Source organism: Oribacterium sp. WCC10 (assembly GCF_900113415.1).
In the GTDB taxonomy this organism is placed as follows: Bacteria; Bacillota; Clostridia; order Lachnospirales; family Lachnospiraceae; genus Oribacterium.
This window is the reverse complement of sequence record NZ_FOPH01000020.1, coordinates 30,072-52,392: the sequence shown is the minus strand read 5'-3', so window position 1 is coordinate 52,392 and position 22,321 is coordinate 30,072. Positions and strand designations below refer to the sequence as shown.

The 22,321-nt window shown below is 39.1% G+C and carries 31 protein-coding genes and 1 pseudogene; 24 read left to right on the top strand and 8 right to left on the bottom strand.

The window, feature by feature from the left end:
* Positions 1-67: 67 nt before the first annotated feature.
* Positions 68-565 (bottom strand): GNAT family N-acetyltransferase, encoded by a 498-nt coding sequence (locus BM294_RS13065; RefSeq protein ID WP_091209141.1) that lies wholly within the window; start codon positions 563-565, stop codon positions 68-70.
* 316 nt (positions 566-881) lie between these two features.
* On the opposite strand from BM294_RS13065, the gene BM294_RS13060 reads away from it, so the two are divergent.
* The 13 genes from BM294_RS13060 to BM294_RS16025 all read left to right on the top strand — a co-directional run bounded on the left by BM294_RS13060 (position 882) and on the right by BM294_RS16025 (position 8,728).
* Positions 882-1,202 carry a hypothetical protein gene (locus BM294_RS13060; protein WP_091209138.1) on the top strand — a complete coding sequence of 107 codons (321 nt, stop codon included), beginning with the start codon at positions 882-884 and terminating at the stop codon, positions 1,200-1,202.
* Positions 1,203-1,218: 16 nt separating this feature from the next.
* A complete protein-coding gene (locus BM294_RS13055) occupies positions 1,219-1,599 on the top strand; it encodes a hypothetical protein (RefSeq protein WP_091209136.1) in 381 nt (126 codons plus the stop codon).
* Positions 1,562-1,978 (top strand): YjdF family protein, encoded by a 417-nt coding sequence (locus BM294_RS13050; RefSeq protein ID WP_091209133.1) that lies wholly within the window; start codon positions 1,562-1,564, stop codon positions 1,976-1,978. Before BM294_RS13055 ends, BM294_RS13050 begins: the two co-directional genes overlap by 38 nt.
* A gap of 211 nt (positions 1,979-2,189) precedes the next feature.
* Entirely contained in the window at positions 2,190-2,987 is a 798-nt protein-coding gene (locus BM294_RS13045; RefSeq protein WP_091209130.1) for an alpha/beta hydrolase, read from the top strand.
* 42 nt (positions 2,988-3,029) lie between these two features.
* Positions 3,030-3,746, top strand: coding sequence for a sulfite exporter TauE/SafE family protein (locus tag BM294_RS13040; RefSeq protein WP_242944536.1), 717 nt, complete (start codon positions 3,030-3,032; stop codon positions 3,744-3,746).
* A 46-nt stretch (positions 3,747-3,792) separates the two neighbouring features.
* Positions 3,793-4,251 carry a hypothetical protein gene (locus BM294_RS13035; RefSeq protein ID WP_091209128.1) on the top strand — a complete coding sequence of 153 codons (459 nt, stop codon included), beginning with the start codon at positions 3,793-3,795 and terminating at the stop codon, positions 4,249-4,251.
* 448 nt (positions 4,252-4,699) lie between these two features.
* Positions 4,700-5,827, top strand: coding sequence for a macro domain-containing protein (locus BM294_RS13025; RefSeq protein WP_091209121.1), 1,128 nt, complete (start codon positions 4,700-4,702; stop codon positions 5,825-5,827).
* Positions 5,828-6,072: 245 nt separating this feature from the next.
* Positions 6,073-6,759, top strand: coding sequence for a vWA domain-containing protein (locus tag BM294_RS13020; RefSeq protein WP_091209119.1), 687 nt, complete (start codon positions 6,073-6,075; stop codon positions 6,757-6,759).
* A gap of 5 nt (positions 6,760-6,764) precedes the next feature.
* Positions 6,765-6,950, top strand: coding sequence for a hypothetical protein (locus BM294_RS13015; RefSeq protein WP_139225894.1), 186 nt, complete (start codon positions 6,765-6,767; stop codon positions 6,948-6,950).
* 106 nt (positions 6,951-7,056) lie between these two features.
* Positions 7,057-7,251 carry a WCX domain-containing protein gene (locus tag BM294_RS16875; RefSeq protein ID WP_442950784.1) on the top strand — a complete coding sequence of 65 codons (195 nt, stop codon included), beginning with the start codon at positions 7,057-7,059 and terminating at the stop codon, positions 7,249-7,251.
* A 95-nt stretch (positions 7,252-7,346) separates the two neighbouring features.
* Positions 7,347-7,640 (top strand): DUF6465 family protein, encoded by a 294-nt coding sequence (locus BM294_RS13010; protein WP_091209113.1) that lies wholly within the window; start codon positions 7,347-7,349, stop codon positions 7,638-7,640.
* 64 nt (positions 7,641-7,704) lie between these two features.
* Complete coding sequence (locus BM294_RS13005; protein ID WP_091209111.1) at positions 7,705-8,181, top strand: GNAT family N-acetyltransferase; 477 nt, start codon at positions 7,705-7,707, stop codon at positions 8,179-8,181.
* Positions 8,182-8,566: 385 nt separating this feature from the next.
* Entirely contained in the window at positions 8,567-8,728 is a 162-nt protein-coding gene (locus BM294_RS16025) for a hypothetical protein (RefSeq protein WP_175494683.1), read from the top strand.
* A 119-nt stretch (positions 8,729-8,847) separates the two neighbouring features.
* On the opposite strand, the gene BM294_RS13000 is transcribed toward BM294_RS16025, so the two are convergent.
* Positions 8,848-9,636, bottom strand: coding sequence for a DeoR/GlpR family DNA-binding transcription regulator (locus BM294_RS13000; protein WP_091209108.1), 789 nt, complete (start codon positions 9,634-9,636; stop codon positions 8,848-8,850).
* A gap of 248 nt (positions 9,637-9,884) precedes the next feature.
* Between BM294_RS13000 and BM294_RS12995 the strand changes: the two genes are divergently transcribed.
* Positions 9,885-10,673, top strand: coding sequence for an HAD-IIB family hydrolase (locus tag BM294_RS12995; protein ID WP_091209105.1), 789 nt, complete (start codon positions 9,885-9,887; stop codon positions 10,671-10,673).
* Positions 10,674-10,736: 63 nt separating this feature from the next.
* Positions 10,737-11,123: pseudogene (locus BM294_RS16870) on the top strand (FAD-binding protein); the annotation flags it as partial.
* Positions 11,124-11,401: 278 nt separating this feature from the next.
* On the opposite strand, the gene BM294_RS12985 reads toward BM294_RS16870, so the two are convergent.
* Complete coding sequence (locus BM294_RS12985; protein ID WP_029201516.1) at positions 11,402-11,734, bottom strand: winged helix-turn-helix transcriptional regulator; 333 nt, start codon at positions 11,732-11,734, stop codon at positions 11,402-11,404.
* Between the two features lie 146 nt (positions 11,735-11,880).
* On the opposite strand from BM294_RS12985, the gene BM294_RS12980 reads away from it, so the two are divergent.
* The 3 genes from BM294_RS12980 (at position 11,881) to BM294_RS12970 (ending at position 14,309) form a co-directional block, all read left to right on the top strand.
* A complete protein-coding gene (locus tag BM294_RS12980) occupies positions 11,881-12,234 on the top strand; it encodes a cupin domain-containing protein (protein ID WP_091209100.1) in 354 nt (117 codons plus the stop codon).
* A gap of 51 nt (positions 12,235-12,285) precedes the next feature.
* Entirely contained in the window at positions 12,286-13,218 is a 933-nt protein-coding gene (locus tag BM294_RS12975; protein ID WP_091209097.1) for a DUF1848 domain-containing protein, read from the top strand.
* Positions 13,219-13,562: 344 nt separating this feature from the next.
* Entirely contained in the window at positions 13,563-14,309 is a 747-nt protein-coding gene (locus BM294_RS12970; RefSeq protein ID WP_242944535.1) for an alpha/beta fold hydrolase, read from the top strand.
* Positions 14,310-14,338: 29 nt separating this feature from the next.
* On the opposite strand, the gene BM294_RS16865 is transcribed toward BM294_RS12970, so the two are convergent.
* Both BM294_RS16865 and BM294_RS12960 read right to left on the bottom strand, forming a co-directional pair.
* A complete protein-coding gene (locus tag BM294_RS16865; protein WP_442950782.1) occupies positions 14,339-14,710 on the bottom strand; it encodes a zinc-ribbon domain-containing protein in 372 nt (123 codons plus the stop codon).
* On the bottom strand, positions 14,679-15,266 hold the full coding sequence (locus BM294_RS12960) for a hypothetical protein (protein ID WP_091209091.1): 588 nt from the start codon (positions 15,264-15,266) through the stop codon (positions 14,679-14,681). The genes BM294_RS16865 and BM294_RS12960 overlap by 32 nt, the downstream gene beginning before the upstream one ends.
* Positions 15,267-15,616: 350 nt before the next feature.
* On the opposite strand from BM294_RS12960, the gene BM294_RS12955 reads away from it, so the two are divergent.
* From BM294_RS12955 to BM294_RS12940, 4 genes are all read left to right on the top strand, one after another.
* Complete coding sequence (locus BM294_RS12955; RefSeq protein WP_175494682.1) at positions 15,617-17,521, top strand: glycoside hydrolase family 3 protein; 1,905 nt, start codon at positions 15,617-15,619, stop codon at positions 17,519-17,521.
* Between the two features lie 426 nt (positions 17,522-17,947).
* The gene (locus BM294_RS12950; RefSeq protein WP_091209173.1) at positions 17,948-18,385 is read left to right on the top strand and encodes a flavodoxin; all 438 of its coding nucleotides are present in this window, start codon (positions 17,948-17,950) and stop codon (positions 18,383-18,385) included.
* A 66-nt stretch (positions 18,386-18,451) separates the two neighbouring features.
* Positions 18,452-18,709, top strand: a complete 258-nt coding sequence (locus BM294_RS12945) for a macro domain-containing protein (protein ID WP_091209086.1) — start codon at positions 18,452-18,454, stop codon at positions 18,707-18,709.
* 27 nt (positions 18,710-18,736) lie between these two features.
* Positions 18,737-19,345, top strand: a complete 609-nt coding sequence (locus BM294_RS12940; RefSeq protein WP_175494681.1) for a GDSL-type esterase/lipase family protein — start codon at positions 18,737-18,739, stop codon at positions 19,343-19,345.
* Between the two features lie 96 nt (positions 19,346-19,441).
* On the opposite strand, the gene BM294_RS12935 is transcribed toward BM294_RS12940, so the two are convergent.
* The 3 genes from BM294_RS12935 to BM294_RS12925 are packed head-to-tail and all read right to left on the bottom strand — an operon-like array spanning position 19,442 to position 20,991.
* Positions 19,442-19,699: a hypothetical protein gene (locus BM294_RS12935; protein WP_036609967.1), complete on the bottom strand. Its 258-nt coding sequence runs from the start codon at positions 19,697-19,699 to the stop codon at positions 19,442-19,444.
* 36 nt (positions 19,700-19,735) lie between these two features.
* Positions 19,736-20,446, bottom strand: a complete 711-nt coding sequence (locus tag BM294_RS12930; protein WP_091209079.1) for a DinB/UmuC family translesion DNA polymerase — start codon at positions 20,444-20,446, stop codon at positions 19,736-19,738.
* Positions 20,425-20,991 (bottom strand): S24 family peptidase, encoded by a 567-nt coding sequence (locus BM294_RS12925; protein WP_139225893.1) that lies wholly within the window; start codon positions 20,989-20,991, stop codon positions 20,425-20,427. The genes BM294_RS12930 and BM294_RS12925 overlap by 22 nt, the downstream gene beginning before the upstream one ends.
* Before the next feature lie 8 nt (positions 20,992-20,999).
* Between BM294_RS12925 and BM294_RS12920 the strand changes: the two genes are divergently transcribed.
* Positions 21,000-21,464, top strand: coding sequence for a hypothetical protein (locus BM294_RS12920; RefSeq protein ID WP_139225892.1), 465 nt, complete (start codon positions 21,000-21,002; stop codon positions 21,462-21,464).
* A gap of 142 nt (positions 21,465-21,606) precedes the next feature.
* A complete protein-coding gene (locus tag BM294_RS12915; RefSeq protein ID WP_036609961.1) occupies positions 21,607-22,194 on the top strand; it encodes an HD domain-containing protein in 588 nt (195 codons plus the stop codon).
* Positions 22,195-22,321: the final 127 nt, after the last annotated feature.

The following is a 22,321-nucleotide window of genomic DNA, read 5'->3' as shown; positions in this document are numbered from 1 at the left end:
TTTTCTTTCCTTTATTTTGGTCCCCGTCCCCAGGGGCTATCTCCCTACAATTCGGAAGTTGTCCCTATCATATTTTTTTTGAATAAAGGACTTCCTCTGTATCAAACGCAGGCTTTGAAAAATCAGTCAATGCGAACCCGTTTGCTTCATAAAAAGCTCTAGCGCGAAGGTTTTGCCGGAACACCCACAGAACCACTTCGGAATACCCCGCTTCCTTGATGTCTTTCAGAACCCGATTCATCATCATACTACCATAGCCTTTATGCCAATTGTTGGGCAAGCTGTGAATGCAAATCAGTTCCGCTTTCCCGACAAGTTCGGAGTCTCTTGCTGCATCCCAATATGCAATGCAATGAGGTTTTCCGTCCACAGCGAGAAGATATCCATTTCCCTTTTTCTCATCTAATAGCCTCTGATACATAGAGGTTGCTCGTTCAATATTAGTACATTTTGTTAATGTCTCAGCGTCAAGGATGCTCGTAAAAGCTGCTTTCCAGCTTTCAGTTTGAATATAAGCAAGATTACTAGCATCACCTTGCTGTACTTTTCGAATAACTGCTTCCATTTCCATATCTCCTCATTTATCTTCACAAGAGTACGACAAATCGCGATTTATCGATTGCATATGCAAATAATCATACTACAATCCTTGGTACTTTCAAGATGGGAGCAAGGCTTTCAAAGTAGTAGTATAGAAAAAGCTGAGGGGGATTTCTCAGCTTTTTAAATATAGAAATGTGACTCTGTCAGTGAAATGGAAAAAATACTAATATCAGTCAGGAAAAGAGTTAATTGTAGAATTGTACAAACCGTGCCGGGTATGATGCTATGATAGAGTATAGAGTTTGTAAAATACAGATATCACAATTAAAGGAACACAAATGTACCGTTTAGCAAGCATAGGTGAATCTAATACTGGAGAAGGTAGCTTATATAGATACCTAAGCAGTGCCATATCACAAACAATAATAGATTCTCTCGATTTGTATCTTGCTTCAGCAATGCTCTTAAAAGACAGTGAGGATGAGAATCTTATCTTTTGGGATGATGATTACGATATTTTTTGGAATGAAGGATTCATCAAAGACGGTATATTGAGAAAATGGATGAGCATTTTGGGGAAGGCTGATCACTGCAGGGTTTTAGTAAAGAATATTGGTATCGATTCATATTCTGAAATTAAATTGGAGAAAGTCTGGTAATTAGTGGAGGTGCTGTATGGTTTCAATAAGAGCTGATGTAGAAAAATATATAAAGAAAAAATACAAAGCATCGGCTAACATTACTGAGGATCGTTTACCGACATTTTTCTCAGATGAGTCAGACTTTAATGTAACTTTCTGGAACCTGAATTATGGGGTGGAGTTTTGTCTTACCATACTTCCCGAATCACAGGCAAAGATGTATCATGATATTAACCGGTTCAGACTTACTGATGAACCTACATGGGAAAGTTGCCTGATATATTCAAGGAACAGGCCACCAAGAAAAGCAGGACGGTATTTTATAGATCTTGCAGTGGACGATTGCTCTGAGCCGACCGGAACGGAGTGGAGACATTATGGACAAAACGAGTGGAAAGCTCACGGTATTCTTTGAGGATCCGTTCTGGGTTGGAGTTTTCGAAAAGGTATCTGGTGAAAAGTTGTCGGTAAGTAAAATGACCTTTGGATCAGAACCTAAGGATAACGAAGTCCGGGATTTCATACTTAAGCATTATCGTGAACTGAAATTCAGTCCGGCTGTGGAGGTCAGACTAAAGAAAACTGCTGATAATCCCAAGAGAAGACAGCGTAATGCTGTGAAGCAGATGCAAAACACCGGCATTGGAACCAAGTCCCAGCAGGCTTTGCAGAAGCAAAGGGAGGAAATGAAGGCTGAACGCAAGGAGAACAGGAAAGAGATGCGTGAAGCTGAGAGGCAGAGACATTATGATCTGAAGCAGCAAAAAAAGAGGGAGAAGCACAAAGGCCACTAAGTGTAACTCCTGTGAGAATCCCGGTTCGCAGATCAATGTGAGCCGGGACTCATGATACTATAACTGTCACCCCTGTTCCGGAGGTTACCATGGATACCGAAAACGCATATGCTTTCAACATGGCAAGAGAAGTCAGGAACTTATTTGAACTTGGATGCGCTAGTGATGCAACGAATATAGAAGAGTAAGATCTGGTATAAAGGAGGTAATTATGGCAAGTGGAAGGATGGAATTTCATGCTCAGAGTATAATGCAGCATGCGAACTTCTCTTTTGTGTTACCAAATGATGTTGAAATGGCAGAAGTCAAAGAACCAAAACATTATGAACGGCCAACGAAAAGCCTGTTACTTTTGCATGGTTTAACCGGCACAGATACAGACTGGCTTTTTGGCGGAGTGGCGCAGGAGATGGCTATCCAATATAATCTTGCTGTATTCATGCCAACAACGGGTAATTCTTTCTACCTGGATAAAGGATATGTTGGCGGTAATTTCTGTCAATTTGTAGGAGAAGAGCTGCCGGATTATATCCATAAGGTTTTCGGATACTTCTCTGATCGAGAGGATTCTCTCATTGCAGGTTTATCAATGGGCGGCTATGGAGCAATTCATACTGCATTTGCTTATCCTGACAGATTTTCACAGTGCATTGCCTTATCTTCAGCAATACACTTAGATGATATAGCAAAGGCGGATGCTTCAGCTACAAATCTTATGCCGGTCGAGATGCTCACAGATATATTTGGTGATTTATCAAAACTTATGGAATCGGATAAGAATCCTAAGGTTCAATTCGAGAAGTTAAAGAGAGAGGGTAAGAAAATTCCGAGACTTTATATGGCGATCGGTACTGAGGATTCTCCGGAATTGTATAATGCAAATACGGATTTTAGGGATTTCCTGAAGAAGGAAAATGCCGATTTCTTCTTTGAAGATGGCCCGGGAAAGCATGACTGGACATTCTGGAATGATTACTTGAACCGTGGTTTATCCTGGATGCTGGGATAATGAAAAGACATATAGTCTTATTAATGCTAAGGAGATTTTAACTTGATTTTGTGGATACTTGCTACGGTATTAGCATTCTATATAAAGGGCCTTTGTGGCTTCGCAAACACATTGGTTTTTACAGCAGTATTAGGTTTTGGCGAAGCAAATGTTAATATATCACCGGTTGAATTATTGCTGGGCTACCCCACAAATTTAATACTGACCTGGAGGAATCGAAAGCAGCTTGATCGGAAAGTGTATATTCCGCTTTCATTGTTGGTGTTGGGTGGCAGCATTCCGGGAGCGCTTCTTCTTAAGAATGCAGAAGTCAGATATTTAAAAGTATTTTTTGGTTTAGTGGTCATTCTTATTGCTGTAGAAATGCTTTTAAGAGAATATCAATATGGAAAGACTAAAGAATCAAGACTGGTATTAAGCCTCATTGGTCTGTTATCCGGTCTGTTGTGTGGATTGTTCGGAATCGGAGCTTTACTGGCTGCTTATGTTGGAAGAGTAACCACTACTACAGATGAATTTAAAGCTAACATCAGTGCTGTTTTCATCTTTGAAAACACGGTAAGAATGGTTATGTATGCCGTACTTGGAATTTTCACTCTTAATTCACTGAAACAGGCCATAGCTCTTGTGCCATTTATGGTTATGGGATTGTTTGCCGGGATTAAGAGCTCACAGATATTGGATGAACGGATTGTAAAAAAGCTGGTCATAATTCTTTTGGCAATTTCCGGGATTGTGTTAGTTGGGATGAATATGTGATAAGAAGTTCGCTAAAATCTACAGTTTATGACGATATGGGGGATTAATGATGAAGAGAACAATACTGACTATTGCACTATGCATTGTTTTTACTGCTTTAACTATAGCTTGCGGAAATAATATACCTGATCCGACAGAGCCAGCTACTACTGAAAAACAGATTGAGAGTTCTTCTGAAGAGCCTTCGACAGGAGTTTTAGAAACATTACGAAAAATTGAGACAGGTGAACAGGCATTATCAGCCATCAAAAACTACTGTTTTGCCAATAATCCGGAACTTGAGGATATGGTAAAATCCGGTGATTACACTATCTATTGGGAGATAGAATCATCTACAGATAACCAGGTTGTTGTGTTATTCAGGTCTTATACAGGTGCTGAGCTTCGTTACTATATTGATTCTGTTTCTGGAGATACATATGTCACAGAGTTTGTAAAGGGCATAACAGATGGAGAACAGCGCACGGAAGAGACTTTTAATGCGTGGGATTATGTAGATCAATAAAAAAGTTGGATAGACTGTAGCCGGCCGGAAAGGAATGGCAATGTAATATGAACGCATATTCATTATTCAAGCATGGCAGATCGTATCGGAAAAATGCAAGATTCGGTACACACATTTTTATCGGAGCACATCGATTTAAATATTATATGGAATGTCGGCCGTATTATTATTACAGTGACAGACCGTATACCATCAGTGACGCAAAAACATGGAAAATACGTAATCTGATCCGTTATGTGGTTCTTTCAGTAGTTAGCATATCTTTGCTTTTTGACAGACCCATGAACTTATCTGGATCAGTAAATATCCTTTTTAATGTCGGAATTTTTTGCGCCGCAGTGTTCTGCTTATATAGAACGATCATATTTCTTTTTATTGATCCTGAAAAAGACCCGATGCTACAGTCATCTCAGTGCGAGGATGAATAGAAAATATTTAAGGAGTCAGCATGCCATTTCAAATCATCCGAAATGCTATAACAAAAGTTAAAGCCGATGCCATCGTAAACACTGCAAATCCGGATGTCACAATCGGTGGAGGAGTGGATTTTGCAATATATTCGGCTGCCGGGAGGGACAGACTTCTGGCTGAGAGGAAGAATATTGGTGTCCTTATGCCCGGTGATGTTGCCATTACACCTGCATTTGACCTGGATGCCAGATACATAATCCATGCAAGTGGCCCATGGTGGAACGGTGGCAACGAGGGTGAAGCCGAACTTCTCAAAGCATGTTACGATAAATCGCTGAAGCTGGCGGCAGAATACGACTGTAAATCAATAGCATTTCCACTTCTTGCTACCGGTACTTATAAGTTTCCGCAGCGTCTTGCCATGGAGATAGCTGTCGAGGCTTTCACCGGATTTCTTGAAGAACATGATATGGAGATCATCCTTGTGGTGTTCGGACAACAGTCTGTAAAGATTTCCGGAGAGCTGGGAGAAGAAGTCAAAAGCTATATCGATGATGACTATGTTACTGAGACATTGGAAGAGGAATATGTCTGTGACAGGACGTCTCAGGTAGCTTCGGACTATAGGGAAGTTCAGGATGAAGAGTCGCTTGATGAAGTGATTTCTGATGAAGCAGTCACTGAAGATAAAGATGTACTGCCGACATCCGGTTCAACTCCTGACAGACTACCAATGGCAGGAAGTTTACCTGGAAACAATGTTTTTGCATCTCAGAGTGCCTTCGCTTCATCTGCATCTCTTGATGACATGCTAAAGAGTATTTACAAAGAGTCTTTCGAAAAGCACCTGCAGAAACTGATAAATAAGAAAGGACTTAAGAATTCAGAGGTTTATTCAGCTGCCAATATTTCAAAACAGTATTTCTCAAGGATCATGAAGGGGACTGTGAATCCATCAAAGAAAAAGGTACTGGCATTAGCTGTGGGGCTTCGTCTGAATCTCGATGAGACCATTGATTTTCTGAGAGTTGCGGGATATGCATTATCACCCATATCCCAGACTGATGCAGTTGTACGGTATTTCATTGAACGGCATGATTACAACGTTATAAAAATCGATATAGTTCTCTTTGACTACGGTTTGGATCCGTTGTCTAAAGACTGATTTCATTTTAAAGGTAAACTCCGGGTTTACCTTTTTTAAATTGCGAAATTGTATACTTATTATAAGAGATATGAAATGCCTCGCTGCAGAGGGGCAGAAGATCAACATATTTTATTGGCATGAATGGTTCTGTCCGGATAATTCAAGAATCCTGTCCGCGTAACTCAGGAATCTTGTCCGGGTAATGCAGGAATCATCATCTAAAGAAATCTGAAATTATATCGAATTATGCAGGAGGTATCATAATGAGTAAAGGTTATACAGAGATAGTTTACATACTGGACAGAAGCGGTTCCATGGGAGGTCTTGAATTAGATACAATCGGTGGTTTCAATGCCATGATGGAGAAGCAGAAAAAGACCGGGGAGAAAGCATTGGTATCTACAGTACTGTTTGATGACGTATGCGAGGTAATTCACGACAGAGTTCCGATAGAAAAGATAGAGAAAATGACTGATAAGCAGTACTACGTGAGAGGATGCACTGCGCTTCTTGATGCGGTAGGCGGAGCCATTCACCATATCGGTAATGTCCACAAGTATGCACGACATGAGGACAGACCTGCCAATACTATTGTTGTGATCACAACTGACGGTATGGAAAATGCAAGTTCACGTTATTCAAGGGAACAGGTCGAAAACATGGTGAAGCGTCAGCAGGAGAAATACGGATGGGAGTTTATTTTTATAGGTGCCAATATCGACGCCTACGCAGAAGCCCAGAAGTTTGGAATACGAAAAGAAAGGGCAGTCAATTATGTAAGTGATGAAGCAGGTACGGCCAATGTCTATGCCGGCATTTCCAAGGCAGTATGTTCAGTGATGATGGCTCCATGTGCAGCAAAGGCGAGCGAATGTCTCGACAGCAGTTCATGGGATGAAGATATAAAGGATGATTATAAGAAGCGTGAGAGAACTCAAAGGAGGAGATGATTGTTATGGCAGTTAAAGGTGCAAGCTTCATAAGAAATGTCTTAAGTCTTACTTGTGATACAGACACTATAGGTGCTATTACGGGAGGTGTTGCTGAAGAGTTCTATCATGGATTTGGAGAGTTAGATGCCGAGAGGATATTGGATGAGTGTTTGGATAAGGAATTAAGCGGAATATTCAAGAGAATTTAAGTGTTGTTTAAATCGAGAAACAGATTAATTATGTCGAGAAAGAAAAGGCTTTTGCCGAGAAATACCTGAAGGAAAAGTATCCTGAACACACATTTGAAGTGACAGTATCAAACGAATACACAGAAGGCAGCGAAGGGATAATTCCTGTGACACCGGGATATCATTTCGAGCAACTGTAAAAGTATCAGTCAGCCGAACATTTTACGCATGGGTATTTCAGTTTGCCGGAGGTATCAGGATTGCCGGACCTGAGGGCGTTCGGGAAGAGTATATGGAAATGTTAAAAGATGCTATGAAGTAAAATAAAAAATACTGCCACCATTATAGAAATGAGTTCTATTTCGTTTATAATTAAAAAAGATAAGTTAATGTCTTTTTTACGAAAGGTATTTGAGTATGGAAAATGAAGATGTAAAGGTTGAAGAGCAGCCAAAAGTTGAAGAACCAAAGAAGGAAGAAAAACCAGCACCAAAAACAACAGTTCCGAACTATAACTTCACAAGAACTGTATTTGAGTTCGATAAGAAGCAGTTCACAGAAGAGACAATCAACAAGAAGGTTCTTGAATACCTTGTTAAGCATCCGTATATTCATGCTGAAAAGATTGAGACATTCGTGAATCTGGAAGAGAAGAGAATTTACTTTACTGTTGACGGATTCGGTAATGCCGATTTTTCAGTGGATCTGTAAGAACACCATACGAAGCGCTAATCAACAGGTTAACGCTTCGTATTTTATTACTTCGAGGATGACTATGATTAAAATCAGAGAAATGACAGAAACAGATAATGCTGCAGTCGCAGCGCTGGTTAGGAATAACCTGAAACAGTTTAATCTTGATATTCCCGGAACAGTATATTATGACGCGGGATTAGATCATCTCAGCGATTACTATGGAAATGACAAGCGAAGATACTTTGTTATCGAAGATGATTATGGTGAGGTTATTGGTGGAATTGGTTATGACAGATTTGAACCAATAAAATATGCTGCCGAGCTGCAGAAACTATATCTTAAGGATTCAGCGAAAGGATCCGGAATTGGTTACGAGCTTATAGACTTCATTGAAGACAGGATGCGAGACGCAGGATATAAGATTTCATATCTTGAGACGCATGATAATCTTAAGGCTGCGATACATATCTATGAAAAGAAGGGATATAGAGAAATAGACCGCCCCAAAGAAGTAGTGCACAGCACCATGAACAGATTTTTTATTAAAGAATTGTGAGTTGTTTTTTTGAGATGATTCCCAGGAAATCATACTTGGATATTATGATGGTAATGTGTGGCTTAGCGGTAACACAATTCTATTTTGATCTATAACAGACTTCCGGAAAAGAAAAAACCATGATGTATTAATATCACATAAGTCATTCCAAACAAGCAAACCGATTGACGCGATACAAAACAGTATCTTAAGGCTTATCTATAACGGCGCAAAGCTTGGAGATGAATAATACTGTATTGAGCTCATTAAAAATCTCTACAAAGTTTACCACAAGAATGAATATAACCAGCTAAAACGATTCCGTATCATTAGTGCTGAGGAAATTCTTTCAATCGCTGAGGATGATTACGGGACCTCACATTCATCGGTCGGCCGGATTGTTGGAATGTGTCAGTTTTTAGACATTGAGCTTCATGAGAACTGTTCTTTCATATATAAGCTCCAGAATATGAAAAGGGAGACATTCCTTGCAGAAGAATATGAAGAAGTAGCGTTAATTTCAGATGATTCTGAATCAGATGACTCAATTTCATCAGATGAAAAATAAATAATTTTTGCATAAGAGAAAATGGCTGTGAAATCATTTGTTTCAAAGCCATTTTTTGGGGGGAATGTGTATATAAAAAGATGGGTTACTACTAAGACTACCGAAAACGTATCTCGCTATTAAATTGAAAACATATCGCAGATTTGGAGCTTTACATTTTGTTGAAGTATGGCTCGCTCGTCTTTTTGATCTATCCCGGAATCTGTGATAATTGTAAAAAAATCGCTTATATCTCCGAATTTTTTCATTACACGATGCCCGAATTTGGAATGGTCAACCAGTAGGATGGTTTTTTCGGAATTTCGCATCACAGCTTGTTTTATGGAACAGTCTATCTCCGTGCTGGTCACTCCATATACGGTATCTATAAAACCGGTACCAAGAAATGCAGACGTAAAATGAAAACCTGATAAATACATCATGGTTTCTGTATTCATTGCTCCTCCGTATTCGGCATGATATTTTCCGGGAGCAATGAATAGATTTACGTAGGGATTGTGTGCACATTCCTCCATAACAGGCAAGGAACTTGTAACTACCGTTATATGAAGAGGCGGGAGGAAATGCGTCATTAAAAGTACAGTGGTACTGGGATCGAGATAAATAACATCGTTTTCTTTGATTAATTCTGCAGCACGTTTCGCAATGGATATTTTTTCTTCATAAAAATCTTCTTTTCGCATATCAAATGAATGGAGAGCCAAACTCCGACGCCTGAGGGTCGCGCCTCCATAATGAACGGTAAGTATACCTTGTTCTTCCATGATGTGCAGGTCTCGTCTTATTGTCATATCCGATACGGCGAAATGAGTTGAAAGTTCTTTTACATTAACGGTCGTGGTTTCTTTTATGATGTCGTAAATTTTCTCGCGGCGTACAATGCCGTTTAGTTCAGTTGTCTGTTCCATATGATTTCTCCTCTCAATAGCTGGATATACGGTTTAAAACTGCTTGCCGGGCCTAAGGTCTGGATGGTTTCGACTTGATGAAAATATAATTAGTGTTTGATTAAACATAAATATAACATAAAAACTATGAAATTAAACATGAATAAACATTAAAACTTGTTTGTACATGTGTTATTCTGTACACGAAGAATAAGAAATTTCTTATGCTACAGAAGGAATTCCCAAGTTAAAGAAGAGGAGTGATCTACATGAATAGAAAAAGGTATTTATTTTTTGATATAGATGGGACTTTGGCAGCAGGAGGATATGAAAATTTTTATATTCCTGAGTCAGCACAGCTTGCACTTAAAAAACTCAGAAAAGCAGGGCACTTTTTGTGTATAGCCACCGGAAGAGCGCAGGCACTTGCTGTCGATGTAATGAAGGAATTAGGATTTGAAAATATGGTGAGCGATGGGGGATATGGCGTAACTATACACAATGTACTTCTGGGGATCAAACCACTTCCAAAGGAAAATATTGTAGCACTTGTAAAGGAATGTCAGGAAAACGGGTTTCCGTGGGGAATACAAGTTGATAATTCTGATACCCGACTAGTGCCTGATGGCAGATTTAAAAATGCTACGCAGGACATATATATGAAGCAGAAAATCGTAAAGAATCTTGATCCGAAGGACTATGATAAAATCTATAAAGCGTATGTTGCCTGCAATAGTGAGGAAGAAAAGTCACTGCCGGCATTGAAGAAGCTTCCCCGGTACAGATTTCACGATAATTATATATTCATTGAGCCGGCGTATAAATCTGTTGGTATAAAGAAGGTAATGGATTATTTCCATGCGGACTATAAAGACGTGGTAGTGTTTGGAGATTCAGGAAATGATATTTCCATGTTTACGGATGATTGGACAAAAGTTGCTATGGGTAATGCTATTCCGGAGCTTAAGGAACTGGCGGATTATGTTACCGATGATGTAGATAAAGATGGAATATATAATGCCTGTGAGATGCTGGGACTCTTTCAACCGATTTGCTGATATATACGTATAAAGTGATAGCAAAATGAACTAACAGATTTTAGATACCAAAAGGAGAAAACAATATGCCCAAAAGTACTTTTTATAGATATTGATGGAACCCTGGTAAATTATGAGAATGTCATTCCTCAATCTGCGATTGATGCTATTGAAGAGGGATGGGCTGTTAAAGCAGACAGTATTGAAGAGATTGCAGAGAAGTTCAATCTTCCAAGGCTTGTTGATACCGTAGAGAAATATAATGGCTACTGTGAATCCGGAGTTGATGATGAGTTTTATAAATCGAAAACATTCCTTACTCCTGTTAAGAACGGACCTTTCTATTGTTTCGAGTATGTTCCATCTGCGTGGGGAACTAATGGTGGTGTAAAGGTAGATGCATCACTTCGTGCCCTTGATGAAAACAACGAACCTATAAAGGGATTATATGTTGCGGGAGTAGATACAGGAAGTATGTACACAGTTCCTTATTATGATAACCCGGGTTCCTCAGTTGGACTTGCTGTAGGTTCGGGAGTTCTTGCGGCAAAGGAGATTGATGCTGCGCTTTAAAACCTAATATAATCCTAATTAAAGGGGCGGGTTTAGTAGGTACATGTTTTGTGCTAAGTCCGTCCCTTTCTGTCTGTCAGGCTTTCTTTAACGCATCCATCATAATATCATCATGATCAAAGGCAAGGTCTTTAAGTGTAAGTTCTAAATCACCATTCACTCGATGAGAATCTCCATTAAGCATTGCATTTCCTTAATTCTTCAATATATTCAAATCCGAATAACTCAATCTGGTCCAATACCTTCCTGAATTTTTCGCCCATTTCACTAAGGCTGTATTCCACCCTTGGCGGAACTTCAGCGTATACTTTCCTGACGATAAGCTTATCATCCTCTAATTGTCTTAGCTGTCTTGTGAGCATCGTTCTTGTGACTTCCGGAATGTTACGTTCAAGCTCGTTAAAACGTTTTGTTCCTGTACTTAGCTGAAACAGGATAACTATAGCCCATTTTCCCTGAAGAACTCTCTGGGTTGTTGCATAAGGACATTGACCATAAATACTTTTCATAAAAATTTTCTCCTTGAAAATGCACAATAGTATCAAAAATGTAACTATGTATTATAAATGTTCGTACTTGTTTAAATAATTCTTGAGAATAAAATGATGATACAGCAAACAAAAACAAATAGCAAACAAATGGAGGAAAAAACAATATGTCAAATTTCAAAAAAGTAAATGTAACTGAGGACCCGAGAACAGAGCTTCATGATGCTCTTGGACTGACAGGAGCAGAAGTAAGCATCAATCATCTTCCTGCCGGAGCAAGTGTTCCTTTTGTACACTCACATAAAAAGAATGAAGAGATTTATATCATCCTTTCCGGAAAGGGCAAGGCTTCGATAGATGGAGAAGATATTGAAATCGCTAAAGGTGATGTAGTTAAGATTTCACCTGAAGGAAAGAGACAGTTTTTTGCAGCTGATGATTCAGAGTTAAGCTACGCATGTATCCAGGTTAAAGCAGGTTCTATTGAAGGATACACAGCAGATGATGCGGTGGTATACTAAGGCAAGGTGCTAAGGATACAGTAAACTCATCTTGTGAGGCGGTGATTTCGGATGATAATAAACACAGGACAAAGGACGGACATACCTGCATTCTATTCAGAATGGTTTTCCAACAGGCTTAAAGAAGGTTTTGTATGTGTTCGTAATCCCTATAATCCTGAACAGGTCAGCCGTTACCGTCTTTCACCTGATGTTGTTGATGTAATCGGGTTTTGTACAAAGAATCCTTCACCCATGTTCAAGTACATGGATCTTCTAAAAGCTTATGGTCAGTACTGGTTTGTGACGATAACTCCCTATGGGAGAGATATAGAACCTAATGTGCCTGACAAACATAAGCTGATAGAAGATTTTAAGCAGCTTTCTCAAATGGTTGGAAAGAATTCCATGGGATGGAGGTATGACCCGATTTTTATATCTGACAGGTATACAGAAGAGTACCATTTACATGCATTTAAGCAGATTGCATCTGCTCTTGATGGATATACAGAGACCGTTGTCATAAGTTTCATTGATCTTTTTCCTAAAGTAAGAAGGAATTTCCCTGAAGCAAGGGAAGTGAATAAAGATCAGCGATTAAGACTTGGAAAAGAAATGATAACGATTGCGTCCCTTCATGGAATGACAGTAAAACCCTGTGCTGAAGGTGATGAGCTTTCGGAGTATGGTGCCGACTGTGGAGGATGCATGAGGATAAGTGATTATGAGAAAGCAATAGGAAAGAGGCTTGATGCTCCTAAGAAAAAAGGTGCAAGGGCAGAATGTTCCTGTTATCTTACATGTGACATAGGAGCCTATAATACCTGTAAGCATCTCTGTAAGTACTGTTATGCCAATGCAGAACCGGAAATAGTACTCTCACAAAGCAGGCTTCATGATCCAAAGTCGCCGTTTCTTATCGGGCATTATTCTGAAGGAGACAAAATACATGATGTAGCACAAAAATCATGGGTTAACGGGCAGATGGAGCTATCTTTTGTTTAGGAACAGAAAAAATATCATGTTTCAGTTTCTTTTCAGTATAGGGTGATATTATAAATTCATCAGATGAGGAACATCTGATACCCAATAGAAGTTTTTTTCATACTACTCAAAGCCGGCAGCCCCCAAATCTGCCGGTAACCCTCTGAAAACCGATGATCAGATAATATTCACTCTATCATCTTTATATAAACTTACGCGGTTAAGATTCGGTACATTCGAATTTTAACCGCTTTTTTATTAACATTGCTGTGATATAGTGCTAGACTAGATAGTTAGATAAAGCTAACTGCATAATCATCTTACGAGGAATAATCAGAGACATGCAATTTACAGAAATTGGCAATATGTCAGGAAAGACATTAATGCTGTTACCGGGCACTTGCTGTGATTGGCAGACTAATTTTGAAATAGTGATACCGGCACTTTCAGAAAAATATCATCTAATATGCGTAAACTACGATGGTTTTGACGGGAATGATACGATATTTAATGATATGTTGACGATAACCGGAAAAATAGAAGAGTATGTAATGGATCATCATAATGGTCGGGTTTATGGTGCCCTTGGCTCATCCCTGGGCTCAAGTTTTGTTGGTCAACTCATGATGAGAAAGAACATCCACATCGACCATGCCATTTTTGGAAGTCCTGACTTGGATCAGTGTGGCATTGTCCAGGCAAAGCTTCAGACCATGCTTTTCGTTCCTATACTTACAGGAACTGCAAAGAAAAAATACAGAAGAAAACTGCTTAAAAAGATGCTTATGCGCTTTCTCGAAATGGATGAAAAAAGCGCTGAGAAGTTCATGGAGTGTTTTTCTAAATTCAGACCTGAATCCATTAGAAACGAGTATTACTCAGATCTGTTAACATGGCTTGATGAAGATATAAATGTAGAGGGCACTAAAGCGCATTTTATATATGCAAGAAAAATTGGAAAGAAATACCTGATGCGATACAAGAGATATTTTCATGATCCGGATATCAGGGAATTTGAAATGCAGCATGAACAGTGGCTATTTGGGGATATGGGGCTGTCTGAACAGGTGCTAAATGCAATTGATGAATTTATGGTAATAGAAGCTAAGTAGATACAGAAAAAATGTTTTAGAGTGACAAATTATGTCACTATCGTTTGCAATAATATAGAGAAAAAGCTAAGAAGGCAGGCTAGCTTAATAGTTGAGTTACTAAGCATTTCGAAAGGAGATCTTCCCAGGACAATGTTTCCAGTCTCATATAATTCTGATAATAATTCCGAATGCCTTTCACCAAACGAATTGAATCCTTTAAGTAGTTTTCTGTCATTGCAATAAGGGCAGGAGTATCCATTCTTTTTGTCAACAATAGTAGCATTGTAATCTCCACCACAAACAGGGCATGCCCATTTTTTTCCGACCATACATTGGATTTGGTTCGTCCATTCATAGCCACATTTGCATTTCCAATATGCCGATTCATTAGAATAGGCAGAGATGCGGTTTATATCCATTGAGCATTCTTTTCAAAATCCCAAAATTTAACAAGATTTGGCTTTGAAGATACAGGGACGATCCTTGAAGAATAGCATTTTCTACATTTATTAAACTTATAGGAACCTTGATTGACGGTCTGCTTGCTATATTCCTTCCCTTATCTATGACAGTCACGAGATTTTCTATTTCTTTAGGGCTTAGGTCCATAGTCGTTATTACACGGGTTTTCTCCCTGGGATCTAGTCTCGTATATCTGTCTCCGAAGGCCATCTGTAACAGCATTGTGGCAAGACAGGAGAATACGTCGCGTTCAAGCAGCTCGAATGCCACGAACTCAGGTTTGAAAGTGTTGAACTGTGAATCCCTAAGGTATTCGAATGTGGTGGATGCGAAATTACCATAAATACATTTATGGCTTCTGGCATATGCGGCGAGAAAGTAGCCTTTGACATGGAGACCGGATTCATCAGTGCTCTCATCTGCGATCATGCAGATATCCTGCAGGAATGATTTTGTGGCTGATCCTGCCCTGAAGTCGTTTTTCAGGAACAGTGAACCGATATCTTCACCCATGTACCTGTTTATCTCCGCATAGGTGCTTATCTTTCTTATGATTGGTAATGTGCTCTCACCGAAGATATCCCTGTGAGCCTGGGCGAGTGTTTTTTATTGTGATAAAACGCATTATTTGCGGTAAAATAAAAGATATATATTTTTTATGAGTTTGATTCTGAAGATGCATAAAAAAGAAAATAAATGTAATTTCAGAATAAACGGTAGGCGTTGGTGGAGGAATGGGAATGAAAAAGAATCATATTAATCGTAAGATATTATCACTAATAATCATAACGGGCAGTTTGATAAGTGCTCTATGTTTAAGTGGATGTTCAAAAAAAGAAGATTCAAAAAAAGAAGGTTCTGAAATGGATGGAATTATTTCAAACATGACAATGGATGAAAAAATTTCTCAGATGATTATACCGGCCATAAGAACCTGGGATGGTGAAAACGTCACAGATATAGATGACAATCCGGAACTAAGAGACGCTTTGCAAAAGCATCAGTATTGTGGTGTCATTCTTTTTGGTTCTAATATCATAGATAATGAACAGGTATATAATCTTGTGAAGGATCTTCAGGATAATAATAAACAGTCAGACAACGTTTCGGTTCATATCCCTTATATTATGCCTTTGGATGAAGAGGGTGGGATTGTCGTAAGACTCACATCCGGAACCAGAATGACAGGAAATATGGCAATAGGCGCAACAACGGATGCCGAAGGCAATGCCTTAAAAACAGGAGAGATAATAGGAGAAGAATTAGCAGCGCTAGGTTTTAATACAGATTATGCACCGGATATCGATGTAAACAATAATCCTTCTAATCCTGTCATTGGAACAAGATCATTTTCAGATGATCCGGAGGTAGTTGCAAAACTCGGTAAGTCATTTGCAGATGGATTGAAGGAAAAAAATATAATTGCGACATATAAACATTATCCCGGGCATGGTGATACTGAGACTGACAGTCATATAGGGACTCCTTCAGTTGAAAAGACATATGACGAAATAAAAGAAGTTGAATTGGTTCCTTTTAAAGAAGCAATAAATAATGGTGCGGATATGATAATGACTGCACATATTACCTATCCATTGATTGATGATGAAGTAACGTTTGGCGATGGAGTTACAAAAGGATATTATCCGGCCACTATGTCCAGGAAGATGATCACTGACATTTTGCGTGACGATCTGGGCTTTAATGGAGTAGTTGTTACAGATGCATTGGAAATGAAAGCAATAAGAACTGCGGGACTTGTAAAAGGCGAGGAAGGTACTGTGGAATACGGTATCAATGTAGCCAGAGAAGTCATTAATGCCGGTGTAGACATTCTTTTGATACCGACAGACCTTAATAATGAAGATGCTGCTGCCTATTATGATGACTATATAAATGGAATATCTGAATTGGTTAAGTCCGGAGAAATCAGCTCAAAGAGAATTGATGAGAGTGTAAGACGTATATTGGTAATGAAAAATAAATATCATATTTTTGATATTGACGGCGGAAGCATAAATGAGAGTGAAGGCAAAACCAATTCTGAAAATCATATTGAAGAAGTAGGCTCTAAAGCTCATCATGAGGATGAGATGGAAATTGCCAGAAAAGCAATAACTTTGTTGAAGAATGATGAAGATCTTATTCCTTTAGCACAAGATAAAAAGGATATTGTTTTCCTTGGAAGACAAAAGAACGATTCATACACAATTAATTATGCTATTGATGAAATGAAGAAAGAAGGTCTTATTTCTGAAGATAGTAATATAAGTGTTGAGTATTATTATGATTCTTCTGCAGATGTAAAACTTAATTATACAGATGATATGAAAAATAAAATATCAAGTGCTGATATAGTTATTGCATTTTCATATGCATCAGGCAGCGCTTTTTATGACAAGGAGAATCCACAATACATAGCGCTTCATACTGCACTGAAGGACGTTCATGATAATGGAGGTAAATTTATCCTTCTGAGTGAAAATCTTCCTTATGATGCAGCGGTCTATAGTGATGCCGATGGTATAGTTCTTTCGTATATGGGTTCGGGACTAAATATAGATCCTACAGATAAAACTTCTGATGGAGTTAGTAAAGGTGCCATTAATGCAAACATCATCGCCGCTATCGAAACTATTTTCGGTTACAATAAACCAAAGGGTAAACTTCCGGTAAATGTACCTGAACTTACTGAGTTGGAAGATGGCACATATGGTTTTGGCTCAAATTATCTGTATGAAAGAGGCAGTGGGTTATTAACCGAATAGAACTTAAGTTTGAAATGAAAAATGGAATGGGGAACGTATGTAGACCATGCAAATCATGAAGTGAGTGTTTTAGGACAGAAATATGCATGGTTTAAAGCTCAAATTACGCATATTTGACTCTGCCTTGATTATGGAGTTATAGTAAATGTTGAAAACAAGGAGTTTCTTCATAGATTGATTGATGTCATGTATCCGGAATTACCTATGCCGAAAGTTAAAAAGAAATGAATATGTTGATATTGTTTAATCAGGAATTGCAGCTAAGGAAAAAGGATATATAGGTATTCCTTTGCTCATCACGGATGACGGCAAACTGTCTCTTGATTGGGAAAGTTATTTTACGGAACGAGGTATGGATGTTATTCATCCGGGAGAAACAGGAATGGCATGTACAGTTGATGGGAAATGATGCTGAGAGAGGTATATATGAAGACATTAGTTACATATTTTAGCGCAGAGGGCACAACAGCAAAAGTGGCAAAGGAATTGGCAGAAAAGATCGAAGCAGATATTTTTGAGATAGTTCCTTCAGAAGCTTATTCAAAAGCAGATATAAGATGGGTGAATCCATTGGCCAGATGCAATCGTGAACAATTAGGTAACAAAGAAGTTCCTGTCAGCAGAAAGATCGATGGATTTGACAAGTATGATACCGTGTATATCGGATTTCCTATCTGGTACGGACAGGCGCCAAGAGTAGTTCACACTTTCTGTAAGGGATATGACTGGTCCGGTAAGAACATTCATATATTTGCAACATCCGGTGGAAGTGGTATAGGAAAGACTGCGGAGAAACTTGCTCCATCTGTATCCGGAGGCAATATAGTCGATGCAAAAAGAGTTAACTCTGTTTCAGAAATATGACTCCGGTATTGAGGATGCTTCTTTTGTGACAACTCATTTGTAGAACCTTTTTAAAATGGAGTATTTATGAGTTCTATCAAGATTAAGAAAACCAGTATAACAAAACTTGATACTGATGCTATTGTAAATGCAGCCAACGAAGGTCTGTGGGAAGGCGGCGGAGTATGCGGAGCAATTTTCCGGGAAGCAGGCTCAGATAAACTTACAAAGGCCTGCAATGACTTTATTAAGGATAATCCGGATTATGATATTAATATAATCTTTGCTGTACTGGATGATAAGATTCTTGATGTTGGAGAGAAAACAATTAAAGAATTTGTTTGAGATGACAGGATTGAGGATGATATGATCATGAAAAATATGAAAATCCTGTATTTGTATGGTGATTCCAATACATACGGTTATAATCCATTGGCCTCTTGCTATGAAGATGGACGGCTGCCGGAAGAGAGTCGCTGGCCAACGATATTGCAGAAGAGTTTAAAAGAATCCATACAAATCCTAGAGGATGGCCAAAATGGCAGATGCCTGCCCGGATATGAGGAAGAGTTTAAACGTTTCCAAAAGGTTTTAGGAAGATTTGATAGGCTTGATTATTTTGCGGTAATGCTTGGCACAAATGATCTGTTGAATCAGTCATCACATGACTCTTTAAAAATCTCAAACTATATGGAATTGCTTCTCCAGGCTGTTAAAGCCATCCATGAAGAGTGCCTATGTATAGTCATTTCTCCTCCTAAGATGGGATTTCCCGCAGGACATCCCATGAACTCTTATCAGGAAGAAAACGTAAAGTTAGGTGCCCTTTACAGCGACGTTGCCGAGAAATATAAAGCAAGGTTTGTTGATGCCGGGAAATGGGATATCGATCTGTTCTCTGACGGAATTCATCTGACGGAAAAGGGAAACAGACAATTTGCCAGGCATATGGTGAGTGCATTAAAGAAAATGAAGATATGATAAAATCTTTTTCAGGTGAGTAATTAAACTTTACTATACGAATAAACGGATAAAAAGTATGGAAGTAGAGTGAGGGATTTTTCCGGAATATAGTAGTTATGGGAATTCTTCTATGGGTTCATATCCATTATCGGAAAAATCATTCATGATATCCATTTCGGTTTTAAACAGTTCTCCGCTAAATCCTCTTAGGGCATCAAATGGGTTGAAGATCTTTGCCCGTTTTCCAAGATCCATGGAAGGGTGTTTAATGGAAAAACTGTCAGTAGGGTTATGTATAGGTTTTCCCTTATCATAGACACTCTGATATCTGAAAAAGGATCGAGATAAAGAGACATCAATATCGTTATTCATGGTGGTTCCTCCGGTTTCTTAACAGACCGGAGGAACTTATGCTTTATGACCTCCGATCTGGTTATTTCGTTCTATTGTGGTAGCTCCGTCTAAAAGGTTCATGCCTTTCAGCATGGCGTTAGATCCGTATTTTGTTCTGACATCGAGAAGTGCTGCATGAATCTGCCGCTCTTTGTTCAAGACTTCATAATCCGTGAAAAGATCCATCTGGTACATCCCTCCATCATTTTTTACATCACATGCGCATACACCCAGCCTTCGGAACAGTATCCTGTGGTCACTCTTTTTTCTGACATCCTGCATAATGAGTTCCGTGACAAGTTTTGAGACATTGGTAGCGGTTCTAAAGTTTACAGTGCCGTTGGAGTGAGCTGGATGAAGTCTTCCGTACCAGTCAACAGAGAGCCTTCCGTCATAATAGGGGAAATATTCCAGACTCTTGTAGTCGTAGCTGATCCACCAGGTGAATTTCGAAGAGACAAGGTTCTTTTTGTACATGTCGCAGCACAGTATATCTATCATTTCCATAAGGACAACACAGGCCTCGTCGTATTTATACGGACGTGGAAGAACCTGCCCGTTGGACAGAGAATGACTGTCGCTTTTATAGTGCTTTATGTCATACATGGTGACAGGCTCTATCCCCCAGGCATGATCGATGAGGATCTCGGCATCGATGCCGAAGTTTTTGTAGAACCATTCTTCATCCCACTGGGAGCGTTCTGCTATATCTCCCATGGTGTACATATGATTTCTTTCAAGTATTCACTGACAGGTATAGGTTTATACTTTGGGTTTAAGGATACCAGGAATATTCCGGACTTCTTTTTGACAAATTTTTTAAAATAGGTAAGTCCGTCAAGGAAGAACAGTCCCAGATCACCGGACTCGAGAGTGTCTGTCTGCTCTATCCATATAAGCTGTTCATTTTTAAATCCCGGTTCCATGCTGTCACCATCGAGATATACACCGAAGGAAGCTTTTTTTGGGACCTGGTCAAAAATCTCCAGTTCTTCAAAATTCTCATCATCAAGGAAATTACCTGTTCCGGCTGAAGCTGATGTAAGAGCTAATATCCCTTTATTGTAACTATTTGAAAAAACAGAATTGTTGCCGGTTGGAAGCTGCAGCAAATCCCGGAAGGATCTGACAGCAGAGGAAACGGTTCTTTTTCTGTGACATATGTACTTGGCAGAGACAAAACGTTTTGTGGTGGAGAGACCTGGCTTTATAGGGATACTTATAAGCCCCCATGTCCACGGAGACCAGAACTGTTTTTTCGCTCTCTGCACCGAAGAATTTGCGCTGGAGAAAAAGAGTCGATCATAAGGATTGGGCTAATATCGGATTTGATGAAGACAAGCTTCTTTCTATCATTGAACATTATCTGAAGGATCACGGTTTTGAATATCGTCCGGGGATATGGAATCACAGACTCTTGGACTGGGAAGAAGGACGTCAGTTCCGTTTTGCAGGAATTCTCTTTTTATTAGTAGGCATCTTTTTGCTAATGGGATTTTTGAATAGCTCAATGATCAGTGATTTTTTGCGATTGGATGCATTTTTTGCAGGAGCTATCCTTCTTCTTTTGTGTGCAATAATGCTTCCGTTGATCCTTATCATAATCGGAGCCCTTTTGTCTTTGATCGGTTTTGGAAAAATGGAATTCTATGACCTGAGACCGGATGTGGGCGTTAAGCTGGTTTTAGGTATCATTATAGCAGGCTGGTTATTGGTATTCGCGCTGGTTTCCCTTTCACGTTAGACAAAATGATTGATTTATTGGCGGATATATACTTTAGACAGGGCTACAGAAATGTCATGGACAGAAATGCTTTGAATACACTATCATTGATAAAAACATTTGATGACTATATCATTGGAACATATAAAAGGGGGATAAATCGATGGATGAACGTTTAAAAAAACAGCTTGATTTTACTTTGGAAATCGATAAGGAAAAGAATATTTTCCGGCAGACCAGCCTGTCAGGAAATGGTCGAAAAGAAAATGATGCAGAACATGCCTGGCATATGGCTCTCATGGCATATCTGCTGAAAGAGTACTCCAATGAACCTATTGACATAGCAAAGACCATGATTATGTGCCTTATCCACGATGTTGTGGAAATAGATGCAGGTGATACCTACGCTTATGATGAAGAAGGTCTCAAGACTCAGAAGGAGAGGGAAGATAAGGCTAAGGAACGAATATTTTCTATTCTGCCCGAAGACCAGAAAAAGGAACTTATTTCATTATTTGACGAGTTTGAAGCCTATGAAACACCGGAGTCACGATTTGCTCATGCCATGGATAATCTGCAGCCTCTGCTACTAAATGAAAGTAATGATGGCGGAGATTGGAGAGAACATAAGGCTACAGCTGATAAGGTTTATGGTCGGCAGAGAAAAACAAAGCTTGGTTCAGTAAAGCTTTATGAAGAAGTAACCGATAAAATATTGCAGAAGAATATAAAGAAGGGGAATATTCTATAGATTACGATGAGCGGATTATGACATATGGAAGTCTTCCATATACAAAAAGTACCCCGGCTCGATGATGGTGTACTGCCTTAGGGTAGCATATCATCATCGAGCCGGGGGTTTTTATAAGTTACCGTTT